This window comes from Anaeromyxobacter oryzisoli, from assembly GCF_022690765.1.
Taxonomy (GTDB): domain Bacteria; phylum Myxococcota; class Myxococcia; order Myxococcales; family Anaeromyxobacteraceae; genus Anaeromyxobacter; species Anaeromyxobacter oryzisoli.
Genome location: NZ_JALCZA010000024.1, coordinates 11,550 through 32,725, shown reverse-complemented (window position 1 = coordinate 32,725; position 21,176 = coordinate 11,550). Strand labels below are relative to the sequence as shown.

Genomic DNA, 21,176 nt, shown 5'->3' with positions numbered 1-21,176 from the left:
TTCAGCTGGAACGGCAAGCTGGCGGACGGCTCGCGGGCGCCCGATGGACCTTACATCCTGGACGCCGACGCTCCGGGCCTGTGCGGCGGCGCTGGGCGGGCGACCACCGCCGTGCTCGTGGACACCACGCCGCCCGTCGTGCGCATCGACGATCCCGCTCCCGCCGCGACGATCGCCACGGCTGGTGCGATCCTGGGGGCGGTCGTGGACCCGAACCTCGCAGGCTATCGGGTCTCCCTCGGCGCCGGGAGCGCGCCTGCGAGCTTCGAGGTCCTCTCGACGGGGACCGCCTCGGTGGTCGGAGCCCTCGGAGCTCTCCCGCTGAGCGGCCGACCTGCAGGTCAGTACACCGTTCGGCTGGAGGCGTGGGACACCGTCGGTCACGCTTCCGAGACGCGGACCACGTTCGAATGGGCGCCCGGGCGGCTCATCCAGGCGTTCGACGTCACCCCTGCCGCCGTTTCGCCCAACGGCGACGGCGTGAAGGACTCCGCCGTCGCGAGCGTCCTGCTCGCGAGCCCCGCGGGCCTGTCGCTCGACCTCCTCGATGCGTCGGGCGCGGTCGTCGCGCCGATGTCCAGCACCGCGGGCGCGAGCGGCGCGCAGTCCGTGCGGCTGGACGGGTTCGCGAACGTGCCGGACGGCGACTACCTGGTCAGAGCCAGCGCGTCCGCCGCCGCGTGGCAGGAGGCCGCGGTTCGCCCGCTCACGATCGATCGGATCCCGCCGACCATCGACGTCTCCACTCCCGCCGCCGGAGGCTTCGTCTCCGGGGGAACGATCATCGCGGCACGCGTGGAGGACCAGCACCTCGCGTCCTGGCGGGTGTCTCGGCTCCCCGGTGCCACGGCGCAGCCCGTCGCCAGTGGAACGAACCCCGTCGACGGCGTGCTCGGCGTCCTGGCCGGGCTCTCTGACGGGACGTACCAGGTCGAGTTCGTCGCGGAGGACGTGGCGGGAAATCACCTCGAGAAGCTGGTCGGCTTCACGTCCGACTCCACGCCTCCAGTCGTGGCGCTGACCTCGCCCGTGACCGGCTCCTTCGTCTCCTCGAGGAGCGGTCCGCTGATGGTGACCGGGAACATCGTCGAGGCCCATCTCGCGCACTGGCGGCTCGAGGCCTCTCGCGGGGCCGATGCGTGGGACCCCGTCGCGGACGGATCGACCGTCCCGGCCGCCGGCGTGCTCGCGCTCTGGGACCTGCGCAACGAGCCGAACGGGCCCGTGACGCTCCGCCTGACCGCCGTGGATCTCGCCGGGAACGAGAGCTCCAGCAGCGAGTCGATCATCATCGACAACCTCTCGCCCGCGGCCGTGATCGCCGCGCCGCGCGACGTCGCGGTGCCGACGCTCGACGACCTCACGGGAACGGTCGCGGACGAGAACCTCGTCTCGTGGACGCTCGAGCTCTCCGACGGCGTGCCCGGGACCGCCTACCGATTCGTCCCCATCGCGCACGGGACGAGCGCGGTCGCGAACGGTGTGCTCGCCTCCGTGCAGGGCCAGCTGGCGGAGGGCGCGTACACGGCTCGGCTCACGGCCGTCGACCGGGCCGGGAACGAGCAGGTGGATGAAGCCGGCTTCTTCATCGATCGGACGCCGCCGCGGGCGCCGCCTGCGCTCCAGGCGATCCTGCAGCCGAAGAACGACATCGTGCTCACCTGGCAGGCGAGTCCAGATGCCGACGTGGTCGGCTATCGCATCCTTCGCAGCCTGGGGCAGGGGGCGGCCGTCGGAGTCGGCCCATCCCTGGTCCAGGGCACGACCTGGACCGACGTCGGGCTCCGCGACGGCACCTACCAGTACACGGTCGTCGCCGTCGACGCGGCGAGCCTCGAGAGCGGCCCATCTCCCGCGGCGGTCATCGACGTCGACACGACGCCTCCGGTGGCATCGATCTACAAACCGGGGGGCGGATCGGCCGTGCACGGCTTCGTGGACGTCGTCGGTACCGCCGCCAGCGATCGGGACTTCAAGGAGTACCGGCTCGAGGTCGGGGTCGGTCCGACGCCAGCCACGTTCACGCTGGTGCGGCGGTCGGCGGCCGGCGTGAACGTCGGCGTTCTCGGAACGTACGACACGACGACCGTGGTCTCGGGCTCGACGTTGACCTTCCGCCTCGAGGCGGAGGACCTCGCCGGCAACGTCGCCGAGTCGCGCACGACCGTCGCGGTGGACAACGATCCGCCGCCGGCGCCGGTCCTGGTCTCCGCGACGGTCCAGGGAGGCGACGTCAGCCTGACGTGGCAAGCGTCGGAGGCGGCAGACGTCGCTGGATACCTGGTGTACCGGAACGGCGCCCCGGTGAGCGTTCCGGCCGGTACGGACCTCACCGATGCGCGTCCGTACGTGCTGCCGTCCGGGACCACGACGTGGATCGACAAGGGCGCGCCCGACGGGACCTTCTCTTACCAGGTGCAGGCGGTCGACACGGCCGCGAACCTGAGCGCGCTCTCGAACGCGATGGCGGTCACCGTCGAGCGGCGTGCGCCGCGAGCGACCGTCGTCAGCCCGGCGGCGCTCGGGCGCGTCACGGGGCCGTTCACCATCGTCGCCGATGCCGTGGACCAGGACGTCGCCAGCGTCCAGGTCGAGGTGAGGCCGGGTGGCGCCGGCTCCTTCACGGCCGTGGGAGCGCCGCTCACGGTTCGTCCGTACGTCGTGACGCTGGACCCGAGCACGCTCTCCTCGCCGGTGCTGGAGCTGCGTGCGCGCGCGACCGATACGTCCGGCAAGACCGACTCGGCCCCGGTCTCTACGTTCGCCTTCTTCGCGCCGGGACTCGCAGCGCCTTCGGTCGTCCCGCAGGTGGACCAGAGCTCCGTCTCCATCAGCTGGCAGGACCCGAACCCTTCCGGACGTGCCGTCGGGTTCGCCGTCCAGCGCGGGGGCGCCGTCCTGGCGCCGAGCGCGACGAGCCTCTCTGGCTCGGCCACGGCGAGCTACACGTACAGCGGCACGCCGGGTGCAGCCCTGGATGGGAACAATTACAGCTGCTGGTCGCCAGGGTACGGCACGGCTTACTGGCAGCTCACCTTCGCGAAGCCGGGCCTGGTCAGCGGCATCGACGTGTACGCAGGAGGCGGCACCTTCGACGTCCTCCTGAGCGTGCAGGGGGTGTGGGTCCCGGTCGCCACGCAGCTGCGTCAGACGGGGAGCACTCCGGTCCACGTCAGCGTCGCACCGCCCATCCTCGGCAGCGCGTTCAGGGTCAGCTTCACCTCTCCGAATCAGTGGAACAGCCTGTGCGAGGCCTCGGCCCAGTCGGTCGTGACGTCTGGCACGCCAGTCGCCGAGACCGTGAGCACGGCCGGAGATGTGACGCTCCAGTACGACGTGACCGCGTGGGGCGCGTTCGGGCAGTCCGCCACCGGGTCTGCGGTGGCGCGGATCTACGCGCCGACCCTCGCCCCCGCGACGGGGGTGGTCGGAGACGCCAGCTTCGTCGCGACGGGCGCGAACGCCACCGCGAACGCGGCCGTGACGCTCTTCCGAGCCGGCGCTCCTGCCGGAAGCGGGCAAGCGGATGCTGACGGACGGTTCACGATCACGGCGAGCCTGGCGCCAGGCGACAACGTCCTCACCGCACAGGCGACGGACGCGCTGGGGAACCGGAGCCGTCTCTCCGACCCCGTCACGGTGCGGTACGAGCCTCCGCCCGACGTCGGGATCGCGCTCTCGCTCGCGGGAGTGAGCGGATCGGACGTCTCCCTGGCGTTCTCGGTGACCGGGGACACGTCCGCGGTTGGGAGCTACCAGCTGATCCGGACCACCGCCGGGACGGATCGGATCGTGGGCACCACGTCCAGCGCGGGCGTGAGCTTCACGGACCGGAACGTGCCCAACGGGACGCACACCTACCGAGTGAAGGCGCTCAGCCCTGGGGGCATCGCCGGGTCGGTCTCGAACTCCGTCGTGGCGACCGTCGCCGTTCGGGCTCCGGTCACGCCGGTGCTCTCGATCGCGGTGCCATCGACCGGAGGGGAGCTCGACCTGTCCTGGAGCTTCCAGGGCGCCGCGCGCTTCCGGCTGGAACGCGCCACCGGCGGTGCGACTTTCGTGGCGGTCGACTCGACCGACGCGCTCGCCTTCGCCGATCACGGCGTCACCAACGGCGTGCTCTACCAGTACCGGGTCTTCGCCATCGATTCGGCTGGGAACGAGAGCCCGCCGTCCAACGTGGTGTCGGGCGTGCCCAGCGACCTCGTGGCTCCGGGCCGTCCGGTGATCCTGCAGCCGACCGTCGCCGGAAGTCCGCTCGGGACGAGCGCGCGCGCGGCCACGATCAGCGGCTTCGCCGAGCGCAACTCAACCGTCGAGCTCACCCAGAACGCGCGGTACGCCGGGTCCGCCCTCGCCGACCAGCCCATGATCCTCGCGCGACCGGTCGCGACGGCCTACGCGCCGTCGTACCGGTTCGAGATGGCAGGGAGCGGTGAGCCGCTCGCCTACGGGTACTACGACGCTCAATGGAAGACGTACATCGCCGTCGAGTGGCCGACTCAGAAGCGCGTGGTCACCCTCGCCGTGCCGGGGTGGCTCGCGGCCGGCCCGTACCTGTCGCCCGACGCGAGGCACGTCGCGTTCCTCGCCTACGACGCCGCGTACCGGACGACGGTCCAGATCGGTGACGTGGAGACCGGCGCGGTCACTCCGCTGCTCGCGGCGGATCCGGGGGGCGAGAGCTCGCTCTCGTGGTCGCCTGATTCCACTCGCGTCGCGTATCTCGCGCCGCGCCCGGCGGCCGCCATCGTCGTGACGGATCTCGCGACGGGCACGGAGAGCGTCACCGCGGTTCCGTCCGGTGGAGCCAGCCGGCTAGGCTGGATCTCCAGCGGCGCCCTCGGATTCATCGGTAACTCCGGGGCCTCGCTCGTCCGCCTCGACCTGGGAACTGGGGCACGGCAGGTCATCGCCAGCGCGCCGTACCTGGTGAGGGACTGGACCGCGACGCCTGACGGCGCGCACGTGGCTGCGCTGCTGGCGGACTACTCGTACGTCGCTCAGGTCTACCTCGTCGAGAACGGAGCCATGGACGGCCCGTACGCACGGTACGCTCACACGCCGGTGTTCGCTTCCGATGGCACCCGGCTGGCGTGCGACGCGGACGGCGAGCTGGTCGTGATCGATCTCGCGACGAGGACGGAGACGGACCTGGGCGCGCTGGGGCAGGCCTCCGAGCTCATCTGGCCCGACACCGGCCTGCACCGCTTCGCCGGATCCGGAGCGGCCCGCCTCGTCCCGGGCGGTCAGTTCCAGGTCCCAGTCCAGCTCGATTCGGGCCCGAACGTCTTCGCGGCAGTTGCGATCGACGCCAGCGGCAATCGCAGCGGGCTCTCCGAAGCCATCGAGGTCGATCTCGACACGAGCGCGCTGCCGGATGTCGCGGTGAGCGCGCTCGTCCAGCCGTCCGTCGCGGTCGCCGGGGGGCAGGTGCGGGCGCTCGTGACGGTCACCAACCGCGGGCCAGTCGCGACGCAGGGGGCGACGGTGGCGGCCACCATGAGCGCCTCGGACGGCACGCTCAGGCAGGCGACCCCGGTCGCCGTGCAGGGGCTCGCGCCGGGAGAGTCCGCGGTGCTCGTCGTCCCGCTGGACACGACCGGGCTGTCCGGCCCGCAGACGCTCGTGGTCATGGCCGATCCGTCGAACGGCGGAGGCGACGCGGATCTCACCAACAACCAAGCCCAGGTCCCGTTCGTGATCGGAGCATCCGGCTCCATCGCGATGGCGCTGGACGCCCAGCCGCTGCTCGTCCAGGCCGATGACGTCATCACGGCGCAGATCACGCTGAGCAACCCAGGGTCACCCATCAGCGGCGTCCTGAGCACGGCGCTCGTGGACCCGAGCGGAGCGCCTGCGGTCACGGCGCCGGATCAGGCGGTCACCGCAGCGGGAGCTTCGACCACCGTCGTCGTCGTCCCGTTGAGCGTCGGCCGCACGCTGGCGGGGTCGTATCGGGTCGTCGCGCAGTTCGTGGGCGGAACCCAGAAGGCTGCTTCCTCGATCGACGTGACCGTCGCGCCCAGCACGTCCATCACGATGACGGCCCTGACCGATCGGGCGAGCTACCTCACCGGCGAGGACGTGGTCATCGATTCGCTCATCTCGAATGATTCGCTGAACGCGCCCTTGGACGGCGCGACCTATCGACTTCGGCTCGAGGACTCGGGCGGCAACGTGGTCGCCTCGCCGGTGGACCGGCCCGTCCCGTACCTCTGGATGGGCGGGGAGCTCAACATGGGGACGACGGTGAGCACGCTCGGGCTCCCGCCAGGATCGTACTCGGTCTCGGCGAGCGTCGTGGCGGGAGGGGAGGTGCTGTCGCAGACGGTGAGCCGGTTCGAGATCGTCGGACGGCCGCTGCTCGTGGGCTCGATCACCGCCGCCTCACCTGGCGATCCGGCCACTCCGTTCGGTGCGCCCATCGCGATCACGCTCACCGTCGGCAACGTGGGCTCGAGGTCGAGCTCGTCCGGGGTGGCTCACCTGGTGACCGTGGACCCGATCACCGGAGCGGAGATCGGGCGCGTCGACTCGACCCTGGCGGCGATCGACCCCGCGTCGGCGGTCACCTGGGGCGCGAGCGTGTCCGGGGGCCTTCCGCTGGGAGTCTACGGCTTGTCGCTGGCAGTGGACCACGATGGGATCTCGGAGATCCTCGCCGTGGCACGCTTCAAGGTGGTGGACGGGCTCGCGCCGGCGCTGAGTGCCCAGGCCCCTTCCGAGGGTGCTTTCGTCAGGGGAGAGCTCGTGGCGCAGGTGGCCGCGAAGGATGACGCCTCCGGGACGGCGGTCGTCCGCGTGACGGCCAACGGTCAGGCGAGCGCGTTGACGCTCCAGCAGGGGAGCGTCCTCGACGGGACCTGGACGGGCGCCATTCACTTCCCCGCGGACGGCGCCTACACGCTCGTGTTCAGCGCCGCGGACGCGCAGGGGAACGACGGCCTTCTCGCACCGACGGCAGCGAACCCGGTGACGGTCCACGTCGTGAGCGACACCGTGGCGCCTCGGCTGGCGATCCAGGGGGTCACCGACGGCGCGCTGCTGAACGTGCCCGTCACGCCCACGCTAGTCGCCGAAGACGTCAACCTGGCGCGAGTGGAGGCGCAGCTCAACGGGACGACCTTCCCGTCGGGCACCACGATCGTGCTCGACGGCGATTACGTCCTCACGGCCCAGGCCACGGATCGCGCAGGGAACGCCACGACGGCGGGCGTTCGGTTCTCGGTCGATGGTACGCCGCCGGTCATCGCGGTCGGAGGCGTCTTCGACGGCGCTTACGTCCCGAGCGACATCACGCCGGCGATCGCCGTCACGGATCCACACCTCGACTCGTACTCGGTGACCCTCGATGGACGGCCGTTCTCCCCGGGTACGATCATCGGCGGCGAAGGTCCGCACGCGCTCGCGATCGACGCGCGCGACCTGGCGGGGAACGTGGCGGCACGGCCCGTCGCGTTCGTCATCGACAAGACCCCGCCGGCGGTCTCGATCGGTGGGTTCACGAACGGCGAGCTCGTGAACGGCGCCGTGAGCCCGACGGTCACCGCGACGGACTCCAACCTGCTGTCCGTGAACGCGACGTTGAACGGGGCCGCCTTCGCCTCGGGCACGCCGGTGTCGGGCGACGGTGCGTACGCCGTCTCCGTGGTCGCGCTGGACCAGGCCGGGAACAAGACGACCGCAAGCGGGAGCTTCACGATCGACACGACGCCGCCGGCGATCCGGATCGCGGGGGTGGAGGACGGCGAGCTCACGAACCAGCCCGTCTTGCCGATCGTCACCGTGAGCGATGCCAACCTCGACTACACGCGGACCGTCGAGACGCTCGACGGTGTGACGCTGCTCCCTGGGACCGTCGTGAGCGCCGAGGGCGTTCACCAGCTGGACGTGACGGCCTACGATCTCGCCGGCAACTCGACCCGGGCCACCATCCGGTTCGAGATCGACGAGACTCCTCCGTCAATCTCGGTGAACCTGGCCGACGGCGCCGAGTACGCCGATCCCGTCACGCCGACGTTCGGGGCGAGCGACGCCCACCTCGGGAGCGTGTCCGCCACGTTGAACGGGACCCCGTTCGTGAGCGGGACGACGGTGGGGGCGGAGGGCTCCTACCGGCTCACGGTGACCGCCAGGGATCTCGCCGGGAACGTCGCGGCGAAGACCGTGAGCTTCACCCTCGTCCTCGTGAAGTACGCCGTGGACAAGCACCTCGTGACCAGGCAGTCGCGCGTCCTGCTGCGACTGCCCTGTGATCCGGCGGAGGCTCGGAGGATCCAGAGCTTCCTGTCCGCCGTGCTGCCCGACGTCGAGCTGACCGCGGTGCAGGCTCTCAGCGACCTTCTCGTCCAGCTGCGGTCGGGAGTGCACGACGTGGTGGTCCTCACGGACGTGCTCGGCGCGGGTGGTTCGACGACGTGCGCCGCGGCGCTCCCCGTCCCCCCCATTCCTGCGGGCGTGCTCGCCAGCGAGGTCGAGCAGGAGCTGACGGAGGCTGCTCATCGCGGAGTCGGGATCGTGGTGCTGCGCGAGAATCAGGCTGCCTGGCCGAAGCTCGCGGAGGCCCTGGGCACGCAGTTCCGCGGGAACGAGCTGGCCGGGAACGTCACCGTGACGTCCAGCGCCGTGTCCGAGGCGATGCAGATCGCCGCGCCGGGCGGCGTTCAGCTCGAGCCGGGGGCGGCGTCGCCGATCGGATGGTTCGCTGGCTCCGGTGACGTCGCGGCGACCATACACGGGTTCGGCATGGGCGCCGCCGTCGTGATCGGCTTCGATCCATCCCAGGCCGGCCCGCCGGCGACTGTCGCGAGGCTCGTGTCCGGAGCGGTTGCATTCGTCACCTCGGAAGCGTCGCTCGCGCCGATGGCCGTCGCGGCGGTGGAGATCTCCGTCACCAACGAGGCCAGGCCGACGACGACCCGGGTGCGCGAGTCGCTGGATCCCGCGCTGCAGGTCGTGTCGATCGGCGGTGCGGGCCAGAGATTGCCGACCGGCGAGATCGAATGGTCCCTCCCGCAGGCGCAGGGGCAGAACGACCGGTTCGGCTACCTCGTGCGCCTGCCTTCGGCGGCGGGGACGTACACGACCTCGGCCGAGGTCGCCGCGGTTCGCTCGTCCGGCGTCAGCGTCTGGGGCGAGTTCCCGCTGGCGCTCGTCCTGGGGAGCGGCGCGGCGGAGCTCGCGGCGACGTCCCTGGATCTGGCCGCTGCGGTGCCGGACAAGGGAACGGACGCCGCGAACCGAGCGAAGATCCTGTCGGCCCTGGCCGGCGTCCAGGCCAACCCGGGCGCGACCGCGTCCGAGCGCGAGCAGGCCATCGCGGACCTCCTCTCGGCGATCCAGGCGGCCAGGGCGCTGCGGACCGTGGACCCCACCGCGCTGCGGCTCGCGCTCGACGCACAGCTTGCCTACTGGGAGACGCGCCCGTGAACGTGCAGTCGGTCGTGGAGGGGGAAGCGAAGGCGTGGAGCCGGGCGTCACGTAAGGTGACGGGCCTCGCGCCCTCGCTGTGCGTGCTGCTCGCCTGCCTGGTCGCGCGTGGCGCGGCGGCGGAGCCGATCGGGGCCGGCGCGAGGCTCGAGGTCACTCCCCTCGACCGTCCAGGTGCGCGGCCCGACCGGGCTCCGATCGCCGAGCGGACGCGGGCCTTCGAGAACGCGCGGGCGCTCAACCCCGCCTCGGGCGGCGGGCCGGAGCTGGCGGTCCAGCTCGAGCGTTCGCTGGCGTCGGCACGGCGAGCGCTCGGCCCCGAGCCGGGCTGGTGGCAGCGCCTGGCCCTGCCGCTGCGGCCGCCGGCTGCCGAGCGCGAGCGGCTCCAGGCAGCGCAGGCAGCGGCGCAGCAGGCCGCGGCGTTGCTCGCGAGGCAGGGTAGGGACGCCCGGGAGCATCTCCTCGCTCTCGAGCAGGTGCTCGCTCGACAGCGGGGGCGCGAGGAGGCCGCTGCGCGCGTGCGGACGGAGCGCGAACACCTGGACGCCCGCCTCGCCGCGACGGGTGGGCGCCTCGCCGCCTTGGCGGAGGATCTCGTGCTGGCGCAGGGCGGGCTCGGTCAGCGGCTGAGCCACTGCTGGCGGAGGCTCACCTGGCGTGACGCTTCGACGGAGCTTCGTCGCATCGAGGTGACGCTCCGAGGGTGGGGTGCGCTTCGGCTGCCGCCGGTCCTGAGCGCGGACCTCACCTACGTCCAGGGAGCGCTGCAGCCCGCACGCCTCCCGACGGTGGAGATCACGCCCGCGTATCTCGCGCCGGACGCCTCGGCTCCCGCGCTCGAGGACACCACCACCGGGCGCGAGGTGGAGCTCTCCGCGGACGTGATCTCGAAGGCTCGAGATCTCGAGACCGCCGAGGCCGCATACGGCTTCGTCAAGAACCAGCTGAAGCTCGACTGGTACTACGGCGCGCTCAAGGGCTCCGCGGAGACGCTGCGGGAGGCGCGCGGGAACGACGCCGACCTGTCGGCGCTCCTGGTCGCGCTGCTCCGGGCCCAGGGCACCGCCGCCAGGTTCGTGCGAGGCACCATCGAGCTGCCGCTGTGGCGGATGGCGGCCCTCATGGGCCTGCTCGCCGCCGCCGATGCGGACGCGGCCCAGGCGGCCGAGGGAACCTACGCGCTCCCGGGCGCGGCACGAGACCAGGTCCTCACCGCGCTCACCTCCGCGGGCATCCCGTTCGAGCCGGTGGTCAGCGGCGGGCAAGTGACCGCCGTCCGGTTCGTTCACACGTGGGTCGAGGCTTTCATCCCGTATGCCCGCTACCGCGGCACGGGAATGGCCGGGGCGATCCGGCAATGGGTACCGATGGATCCCGCCGTGACGGGCGCCGTGAAGAACGCGGCCTCCTCACCGTCCCTGGACGTGTGGCAGGAGGCCGGGCTGAGCGCCTCCGTGATGATGCAGGAGTATCTCGCCCAGCCGACGCCGCAGTCGCCGCTCGAGTTCGTGAGGACGCGCGTCGAGGCCTATCTGGGCTCGAGCGGGGCCGGAGTGCAGTATGCCGACGTCCTTCGGACCGTGGCGCAGCGGTCCGAGGAGATCGCGTTCATCCCCGGGTCGTTGCCGTACCGCGTCGTCTCCGTCAACGAGGAGACGGCGTTCCTGCCCGACGATTTCAAGCACCGTGTCCGCTTCGTCGCGTCGGATTCGTCAGGAGCGTTCCTGGAAACGACGCTGCCGCTGCACCAGCTCGTCGGACACCGGACGCTGTTCACGTATCGTCCCGCGACCGACGCCGACGCCGACCTGATCGCGCAAGCGGGCGGGCTCTACCAGGCTCCTGCGGCGGCCGTCGAGCTGGTGGCCGTGATCCGGGTCGACGGAGAGGAGAAGGCAGCCGCGAGGCGGGCCGTCGGGCTCGGAGCCGAGCACGCCTGGTCGATGGAGCTCCTCCTCCCGGGCGGTTCGGCGCGACGCGTCGACAACCGGATCATCGCGGGCAACCTCGTCGCGGTCGGATTCGCCGGCCCCACCAACGGTCATGCGGACGACGCGTCGCCCCTCGGCGTCGATGGGCCGGCGCCCCGGTTCCTGTACGCGCGAGCCGCTGCCTACGCCAACGCGTGGACGGAGGCTGAGGAGGAGCTCGGCCAGCTGTTGCGGGTCGTTCCCGTGCGTCCGACGGCGAACCTGGTGTTGGTCGAGAACCAGCTGGCGGTCGACGAGGTGCTCGGCGTCCGCCGCAGGGTCGCGTGGAAGGGGCTCGAGGTCGACGCCGATCATCGAAGCATGACGCCCCTCGACCTCGTGGCGGGACGAGGCAAGCAGCTCCTCCAGCTCTCCGGGTACCAGGGATCGCTCCTCGAGGCGAAGGTCCTCACCGACGGCACGGGCGAGGGCGCCGTCTCGGCCGTAACCGCCATCCAGGAGGCGCACGCCCGAGGGGTGGCGGTCCTCACGCTGGACAAGAACAACGCCTCGAGCTCGTTGCCGCTCCTCGCCACGACGCCGGAGGTGGTGCGGGACGTCCAGGACCAGCTCGCGGCGGGCCGGCAGGTGATCATCCCCTCGACGGATCTGGCGATCCAGGCGTGGACCGGCACCGGGTTCATCGCCCGGGCGCCGGGCACGGAGGAAGGCGGCTATTTCCTCTCCGGGCACCTGTCCGGTGCTCAGACGGTCGCCTCCCCGGACGCGTGGAAGGACGCCACGCTCGCCCAGCAGCTGCAGCAGCCGGACGCCCCCCCCGCGACGCCCGATACGACGCTCGTCGCTCGCATCATCAAGTTGCCCAGCACCGACCTGCAGAGCGTCGTGGTGGGCAACGAGCTGCCGCGAAACCTGGTCGTGTTCGTCACGACCAGCGCAGGCGTCGCCGTCCAGGGGGCCCAGGTGACCTTCCGGGCGATGGGGGGCGCCAAGCCGACGTTCCGCGTCCCGGGTTCGTCCTCGGAGGTCACCGGCTCCGTCACCGTCACGACGGACTCCACGGGTCGTGCGGCCGTGGCGGTCTCGCCGGACACGCTGATCGGCAACTCCTTCATCGAGCAGCCGGGATCGCCCAGCAACCAGACGGTGGGACTCAACGTCATCTCCGCCGAGACGTTGGACGCTGCCGGTACGAGGATCGTCCTCGCCGAGCCGTTCCGGGAGGTGGGGTTGCCGGACGTGCCGGCGAAGATCGTCCTGCAATCGAACACGCAGTTCAGGGTGCCGTTCCAGATGATCCTGGGCGAGGATCTCCCCGCGACCGTCACGGACCGATGGGGCAACAAGCTCGCCAACCAGCTGGTCACCTGGACGCAATCGCCCGCGACGGGGCGATTCATCCTGCCCTCGCGACGCTCGGCTTCCCACGTGGAGCAGCTCGATCCCAGCGATCCGGACCAGGTGGCGGTCCTGCAGCAGGTCACGGACGAGATGGGGACGGTGGTCGCGAACTTCATCAACGGCGGCACCAACGTCGTGACGGCGTCGTGTGGCGGAGCCTCCGCGAGCTACACCGTGGAGGGCGTCGAGTCGGACTCGTGGAGATACGTGTTCGGGTGGGTGCCTTCGGCGCGGAACAGCTTCGATGGCATCTTCGGCTCCTCGTTCCCGGAGCCGTACGTCTTCCAGGTGCTCCGGAGAAACACGGGCTCCGGTCCGGCCTGGGTCCCGCTTCGAGGTGACGAGCCGGGGATCGGTGGCGTCGCCGTGCACATGACGGTCTCCGACGGCTCCATGGTCTGGGATCGGCGGTCGGCGACCCCGTCGACGGTCGGCGCGGGCGCCACGGACGGCATCGACACGGACACGAACGTCGTCTTCTGGCCTCGCTACGAGCTGCTGGATCGTGCCGAGCAGATCACCTTCGACGCGGAGGTGACGCTCGCGGACGGGACCCGGGACTGCTGCAGCATCCCCATCACCTTCACGCCCTTCTCGTCGACGGTGCCCATCGAGACGCAGCGGGTCCTCCCCGGACGAATCTACGCGCCGACGGGGCCGAACCACTCGCTGTCCCCCGGTGACGTAGCCCTGGATTTTGGCGTCACCAACCGGGCGGCATACCCGCTCTATCTGCGGATCGTCCAGATCCCGAACTCCCCGGGCGAGGCGCTGGTCGCGACGCCGCAGCCTGGCCAGACGCCCTATCCGGAGTGGCCGGATCTGGTTCGCATCCCGGAGTACGCGCGGAGCGACCTGAGCCTCGACCTCGTCGCGGGCTCGCGGGGTGGCAAGGTCATCCTGCACGTCCTTGCGCCCGATCCCGCGATCGGCGCGACCTCGCTCGTCGAGGTGGCGACGAGCCAGATCGCCATCCCCGCGGTAGGCGCGAACATTCTCGGGCCGGACGAACTGCGCGCCAAGGTGCTCATCCCCGTCCGCAACTTCGAGTCGACGGCGACGCCGGTCACGGGGACGTCGCCGGCGACGGCCACCGCGGACCCGCTGCTGATCCCGGCCAAGCTCGACTTCGTGGCACCCGGGCCCGGGCGGTTGCTCGTCTCCCTCGGCGGGACCCTCCTCAGCGCCGCGGACGTCGGCAGGACCGACACGGGCGCGATCGCCGTGGCGGCAGTTCCGAACATGCCGCCGCCGCCCGAGATCGCGCCGAGCGGCGCGCTGCGTCTCTGGGTCTACCCGGTCGGCGTCGGCAACGAGACCGTCAAGATCCAGGTGACGCCGTCGGACGCCACCGCCGGCGAGACGAAGGAGATCCCGTTCCTGGTGGAGTACGTGGACGCGGGAGCTCTCCCCGTCGGGCACACGTTCGTGAAGGACGTGAGCACCGTCGATGGCCATTTGGTGAAGCAGTCGGAGGATCTCTCGCTGCCGGGGAGGGCCGGGGGCCTGAGGCTTCAGCGTTCGTACACGAGCCGCGGCTTCGAGGCGTCGCCGCTCGGCGCGGGATGGACGCATAGCTACCGCTCGTACGTCATCCCGGACCCGCAGACGGTCCTCGGCAACGGAAGCGGTCAGGCGTCCGGGAGCGAGTACGTCGTCGTCGGAGGGGACGGAGGAGGCCAGGCCTTCCGTTGCACGGCGGCGAGGTCATGCACTCCCCAGCGCGGGTACCACGGGACGCTCACGGTCCAGAGCGGCTCGGCGGGGGCGGGCGAGGAGGTCACCTTCACATCGAAGAGCGGGGTGGCCTACCACTACTCGGGCCTCAACACCGAGGCCTGGCCCTATCGCTATCCGCTGCGGTCGATCACCTATCCGGACGGGCAGCAGATCGATCTCGAGTACTTCGGCCCCGAGTTCGATTACGAGGTGAGCCGGGTCTTCGAGCCCGGCCACCAGCGGTATCTGGAGTTCCGGTACGCCCGTCCAGCCGGGGCGAAGCGGGCGCAGCTGGCGAGCGTGACGCTGACGCGGGCCGCCTCCCTCCCGGACCAGCCGGGCACGAGCCTCGGCGTCTGTGTCTCGTACGCGTACGATCCCGCGACGCAGAACCTGCTGAAGGCCTCGCGTCACGACGGCGACTGCGATCTCGGGCCGGTGGCTCGCAGCGAGTCGTACACGTACGTCCAGAGCGAGCTCGAGCCCCTCAAGAAGCACCTCGCCAGCTACACGGATCCGAACGGCGTCACCACGACATACGACTACTACTCGGCATCGGATCCCATGCCGGGCGAGGGACAGTTCCTGCTCATGGGAGACAAGCAGGAGCGCGTCAGGCGCGTGAACGGGCCGCAACCGGGCCGGGCGACGACGTTCACCTACAGCCTCGAGCCCGCGACGATCTCCGTCTCCGGCGCCGCGCGCCTCGCGTACGCGACGAAGGTCAAGAGCCCGCGTGCGGACGTCCCCGCGAACGCCACGACCGTCTACTGGATGGATCCGTACGGCGCGGCGAGTCAGGTCGAGCGCCCGATCGATGCGCAGCTCAGCGCCGTGTCGAAGACGGTCTGGGACTCGAACCACGAGCTGCCGGCGTCGGAGGAGGACCCGCGAGGTCGCCGGACGACGTACGCGTACGATGCGCGGGGCAACCTGATCGAGCGGCGCGTGCTCGTCCCGGTGCTTGCGGCGTCGGGGGCGGGCGGGGCGACCGTCGCGCCCGACGACGGGGTCGGAACGACGATCTCGTCGGTGGTGGAGCGATGGAGCTACGACGCGCAGTTCGGTGGCGTGACGTGTCACGTCGATCCGGCGGGGCGCGTGACCGTCACCACCTACGACTCGGGCACGACCGGTACCGGGCGCCTGCTCGGCGTGTATCGGTACGCGACGCCGCTCGCGAGCACGGTCCTCTCGGCGGGCGGGTCGTGCGACGAGCTGGCGAGCCGGGCGGGCGCCTCGGCCGCCGACGTCGTTACACGGTGGAGCTACTGCGGCGTGAACGCGGGGTGCCCCGACTCGAGCTTCGTGCGGGGCGACCTGGTCAGCACCACGGATGGAGAGGGAAACGTCTCGAGGGTGCTGGCCTACGATCGCTACGGGGACGCGACGCGAGAGCAGGTGAGCCCGGCGCCGGGATCGGTGGTCACCACGATCCTCGGGTACGACCCGCGGAGCCGGCTCGTCACCCAGACCGACAGCCTGGGGCATTCCCTGTCGCGGTCCTACGACGCGCTCGACCGTGTCGTCTACGAGAAGCGGGACAACACGAAGGGAAACTCTCCGCCGCTCGAGAAGTCGTACGCGTTCTGGCCGGGCGGTCAGCCGAGGCTCGAGACGAACGGCTTCGGGTTGTCCCGCGTGACGTCCCTCGACGGCCTCGGGCGTCCGTCGCTGGTCGTGGAGACCGGACCGGGGCTGCCGCAGGCCGGCGTCACGACGGCGTTCAGCTTCGACGAGGCCGGGAACAGGACGGACGTGATCGATCGCCGCGGGGTTCGGACCCACACCGAGTACGACTGGGCGGATCGGCCGATCCGGGTGACGGTCTCGATCGCGGATCCGACCACGTTCACGGCGCAGGGCGGCGATCCTGCGGACCTCCAGGTGAGCAGGCTCACCGCGACCTACGGTTACGACGCCGTCGGGAACAAGGTCTTCGAGACGGACCTGCACGGGCACCGGACCGATTACCAGCTCGACTCGCTGTACCGGGTGGTGGGGGTTCAGGGCCCTCCGGTCCCGGCGCGGTCCGGCATCGGGCTGGTTCGCTACACCACCAGCCGCCGCTTCGACGTGGTGGGGAACAAGACGTACGAGGCCGACGGCAACGGCAACGCGACGACGTGGACCTACGACTTCGCCGATCGGGTCGCGACGGTGGTGGACGCCGTCGGGCGGGTGGAGCGTACCGCGTACGATCGCAACGGCAACGTCCACGTCCTGGCCCAGGAAGCTCCGGAGGGGGTGGCGCACCTCACCCGCACCACCACGTACGACGGCCTGAACCGGCCGCGGACGACGACGGAGGTGGTGGCGACCCTCGCCGGCACCGTCACGTACCGGCAGCAGACGGCGTACGACGACGCCAACCACACGGTGGCGATCAGCGACCGGCGCGGGTACGTGACGACGCGGTCGCTCGACGACGTCGACCGCGTGTACCAGGAGATCGTCGACGACGGGAGCGGGCTCATCGCGAGGCCAGCCGACGGCACGGTTCCGCTCGGGCTGGTCACGCGAGCCCAGTACGACGCGGCGGGGAACCGAAGCCTGACCATCGATCCCCTCGGCCGGCAGACGCAGGAGCTTCACGACGCGCTCGGCCGAACGATCCGCCGAGAGCTCCCGATGGGCGTGTGGGAAGCGGCCCAGCTCGACGGCGAGGGGCACGTCACTGCGCGCACGGATCGACGGGGCATCGTTCGGAACACCACGTACGACGCGCTGGGCCGGCCGACGCGGGAGAACCTGATCGAGTCCATCTCGAGCGGGGGCGCGCCGCTCCGGACGCTGCTGCGGACGTACATCGACGAGCCGGGGCTGGACGGGAAGACGCAGGTCGCGGAGGTGGACGCACGCGGGGACATCACCTGGCGATACCTAGACGGCCTTCACCGCGAGGTCGAGGTCCGTGACGCGCTCGGGAAGTCGGTGCTCACGCGATGGGACGCGGTGAACCGGCGCGCCGTCACGGACCGCAAGGGGTACGTGGCGGAGTACGACCTCGACGCGGCGAACCGCCCGGTGGCGCAGCGCGACGTGCGCGACGGCGTGGTCGTGTACTCGCAGTCGACGAGCTACGACGACGGTGCGCGAACGGAGACGGCGACGGATCGCCGGGGGATCCCGCTGGTGCGGGAGCGGGACGGGATGGGGCGGATCGAGCAGGAGGTCCGCGGGTCGGGAGGGGAGGTGCGTACGGAGTCGTCGAGCTACGACGGCAACGGGAACGTGATCGCGAAGGTGGACGGGAACGGGCACAGGACGGAGTGGGAGTACGACGGGGGGAACCGGCGGACGAAGGAGACGCGGGGCGCAGGGACGACGGCCGCGGCGGCGACGACGTACACGTACGACAAGGCGGGGAACCGGCTGACCACCAAGGGGCCGCGGGGCGCCTGGGCTTTCGACCTGCGCGAGAGCTACGACGACCTGAACCGAGGGGTGAGGAGCGAGGACGCGCTGGGGAACGTGACGACGCGGGCGTTCGACGGGGCGGGGAACAAGGTCTGCGAGAAGAGGCCGCTGGGGGGCGACGCGCTCGGGGTAGACGGGGCGCGGGGGATGTCGCTCGAGGCCGTGCAGGGGGCGGCGTGCACGGGCGGGTACGTGACCCGGTGGGCGTACGAGGAGGAGTCGAAGCTCGCGTCGGTGACGGACGCGAACGGCAGCGTGTACACGTTCGTGTACGACGAGAGCCGGAACCTGCTGTCGAAGCAGGACGGGAACGGGAGCCTGACGACGTACGCGTACGACGCGCTGAACCGGCGGACGGACGAGTGGCAGCACCGGGATCGGCACGAGCGGCTGGTGACCCGCGCGGCGGTGAGCGCGGTGCACGGGGAAGACCCGGCACCGGCGGACGATCCGGCGGCGGAGCGGGGGACGCTGCACTGGAGCGGGACGTACGACGAGAACGGGAACCCGCGGACGCAGACGGACCCGCGGCTGCTGGTGACGACGTACACGTACGGGCTGCTCGACCGGCGGGAGCGGACGGAGTACCAGGCGAACGTGCCGGTGGAGCTGCCGTACACGTCGGCGATCACGGAGGAGTGGAACGGGAACGGCGCGGTGGAGCACCGGAGGGAGGAGAAGCACACCGCGGCGGGGGTGGTGACGGAGACGACGGACCGGGTGTTCGACGGGCTCGACCGGCTGAGGAGCGAGACCCGGTACGACGGGAAGGTGGTGGGGTACGAGTACGACGCGAAGGGGAACCGGACCAGGGTGACGGATCCGGACGGGGTGGAGACGTCGTACACGTACGACGCGCTCGACCGGCTCGCGACGGCGACGACGCCGGCGGGGGTGGCGAGCTACGGGTACTGGCCCGACGGGCTGGCGAAGGGGAGCAGCTATCCGAACGGCCTACGGGAGGGACGGTGCTACGACGCGGCCCGGCGGCTCACGACGATCGTCACGGCGGTAGGGGCGATCGACGAGACGTGCGGTGCGAGCGTGCCGGTGGTGAGCCGGTTTGACTATGGGTACGACGGGGACGGGAACCGGACGAGGCAGGTGGAGCAGCGGCGTGAGCCGGGAGCTTCGGCGCTCGGGCCGGAGGAGCTCACCACCTATGGTTACGACGCGCTGGATCGGCTCGTCGGCGTGCTCTACTCCGGCGGTCGAGCGGAGCTGTACCGCCTGGACGCGGTGGGGAACCGGACCGGTGAGCGGGAGCTGACCGGGGTCGTGTCGGGGAGCGATCTCACCCGGTTCGATCCGATCCCAGCCGGCGCGACGCTGACGCGAGACGTGACGGCGAGCTTCAACCGAGCGGACTGGGTGTACGCGCGGACGGACGCGGTGGACGCGACGCAGAGCGCGACGTTCGGCTACGACGCGGCGGGCAACCTGATCCTGAGGCAGAAGGGGACGCTGACGAGGCGGCTGCGTTGGTCGTCGCGGGACACGCTGACGGCGGTGGTGGACAACGGCGTGGAGGTGGGCCGGTACGACTACGACGGGGACCTGCAGCGGGTGAAGCGTAAGACCGCCCAGGAGGACGTGGAGTACGTGCTCGATGATCGGCACGTCTTGCAGGAAGCCTCCGCCTCGACTGGGCACCCTGCGTACCGGCGGTACCACTACGCACACGAGCCGCTGGCCGTGGACGACGGCGCTGGGCGGCGGTTCATCAGCACCGACGCGCTCGGGTCGGCGACGGACCTGACGAGCACGACCGGTGCCGTCGCGGCTGGCCACCGGTACGACGCATGGGGACAGTACCGGAACGGCACGGCGCCGGCGTCCTCGGAGCCGAAGCTCGGGTTCACGGGGCACCAGTTCGACCCGGAGACCGGGCTCGTGTATGCGCGGGCGAGGTATTACGACGCAGAGATCGGGGCGTTCGTCTCCAGGGATTCACTGGAAGGCACATACATCGACGCGCCCAGCTTGCATCGGTACATGTACGTCCGCAGCAATCCACTGCGGTACACGGACCCCAGTGGTCACGGCGTGCTGGAGGACATTCTCAAGTTCTTCCTAGACATCTCGGCTCCACCGTTTCCGAGTCAGTCGCCGCAGTTCCGGAAAGCAGCTGAGGCGAACCGACTAGTCCTAAAGTCTACAGACGAAGCCATCGATGGCGCTAACGAGGGTGCAGCAATTGGCGCCGGGATGGCCGTTGTCTGCACACTTGGACCAGAGGCGTGTGCCGCTCTCTTTGGCGCGGGCCTGCTGACTTCTGGCCAGCCGTCTCTCCAGGCCATCAGCTTCGGCGAGTGCGACCCGGCGAATCCGGGTGCCAGTGTCGGCGGATGCTCTGCGCAAGTAACTGCACTGACAGTCGGAGCGGGTTTGGCGGCCGGAGGAGTCGAGCCGGGAACAAGCCCGGTCAGGACAACGAGGCCGAGACCTGTTGTGACGGTGGTGGTCGAGGCCGCCACCAAACCGGAAACGAAACTCGTCAAGGCACCCGAACTGGGCAAGACAGCACCAGCACCGCAGGAGCCGGCGCCGGCTCGTCCCGCGTCGGGCAGCGTCGGGGCGGCAAGGGCAGGCGACCTGGCTGATCCCCCCGCTTCTGCGAGTGTGCGCGCCGCGACCAGCGTGGAGACAGGTGCGCGACAGGTCCTCAACTCCGCGACGGTCGAGGGATGGGAGGCGGCGGAAGAGGCATACAACGGTATACGCGCCGATACCGCAGACGTCAGCGCAATCGCTCAGAACTCGGGAATGTCCGAGGCGGAAGTGGCGCGCATCAAGGACCATGTGTTCTTCAAGGAACACGAGTTGGACCTAGGCGTGCGACAGTTCGATGCCGATCCCGATATCGTAAACGCCTGGAGCAGACTCAAGGCCGGTGACTTCGTCCAGTCCGACCTTGATCTGCTCCAGCATGAGTACTTCGAGTCAAGATTCGAGTCCCTCTTCAAGACCAACTACACGCAGGCGCATGGCGCTACACTTCGTTCGGGACGTACATGGAAACCGGAGTAGATGATGGCCTTCCACGTCATACTCACCAAGTGCTTCGAGGACCAAGATTCAGCCCGCTACCGTTTCGAGAGCGATGGTGGGGAAGCTGGAACACTTGCCATCAAGAAGTCCAGTGGCGAAGTGACGGTGGTGGAGCCCCTTCCGGGAGACGAGAAGGGTCACGTGTTCAGCAGAGCCGCCGCGAAGATACGGAAGGAGTGGAAGGCGGGGCGCCTGCCGGATGCCACGGAGTGGGCATCGTGA

General features: G+C 70.5%; 3 protein-coding genes (1 of these 3 only partly in view). All 3 read left to right on the top strand.

Annotation, left to right across the window (positions count from 1 at the left end):
• Tightly spaced (each overlapping or abutting the next), the 3 genes in view from MNZ27_RS09940 to MNZ27_RS09930 form a layout consistent with a single transcriptional unit that may run on beyond the window.
• On the top strand, positions 1-9,432 hold the 3' portion of the coding sequence (locus tag MNZ27_RS09940; protein WP_242393892.1) for a CARDB domain-containing protein. 7,641 nt of this gene lie to the left of the window's left edge; 9,432 of the gene's 17,073 nt are visible here — the last part of the coding sequence; the start codon falls outside the window, past its left edge; the stop codon is at positions 9,430-9,432.
• Complete coding sequence (locus MNZ27_RS09935; protein ID WP_242393891.1) at positions 9,429-20,933, top strand: RHS repeat-associated core domain-containing protein; 11,505 nt, start codon at positions 9,429-9,431, stop codon at positions 20,931-20,933. Before MNZ27_RS09940 ends, MNZ27_RS09935 begins: the two co-directional genes overlap by 4 nt.
• Positions 20,934-21,176: a hypothetical protein gene (locus tag MNZ27_RS09930; protein ID WP_242393890.1), complete on the top strand. Its 243-nt coding sequence runs from the start codon at positions 20,934-20,936 to the stop codon at positions 21,174-21,176.

Bases quoted from the DNA above. Each gene is read 5' to 3' on its own strand.
- MNZ27_RS09930 (WP_242393890.1), top strand. From the start codon at position 20,934: ATGATGGCCTTCCACGTCATACTCACCAAGTGCTTCGAGGACCAAGAT.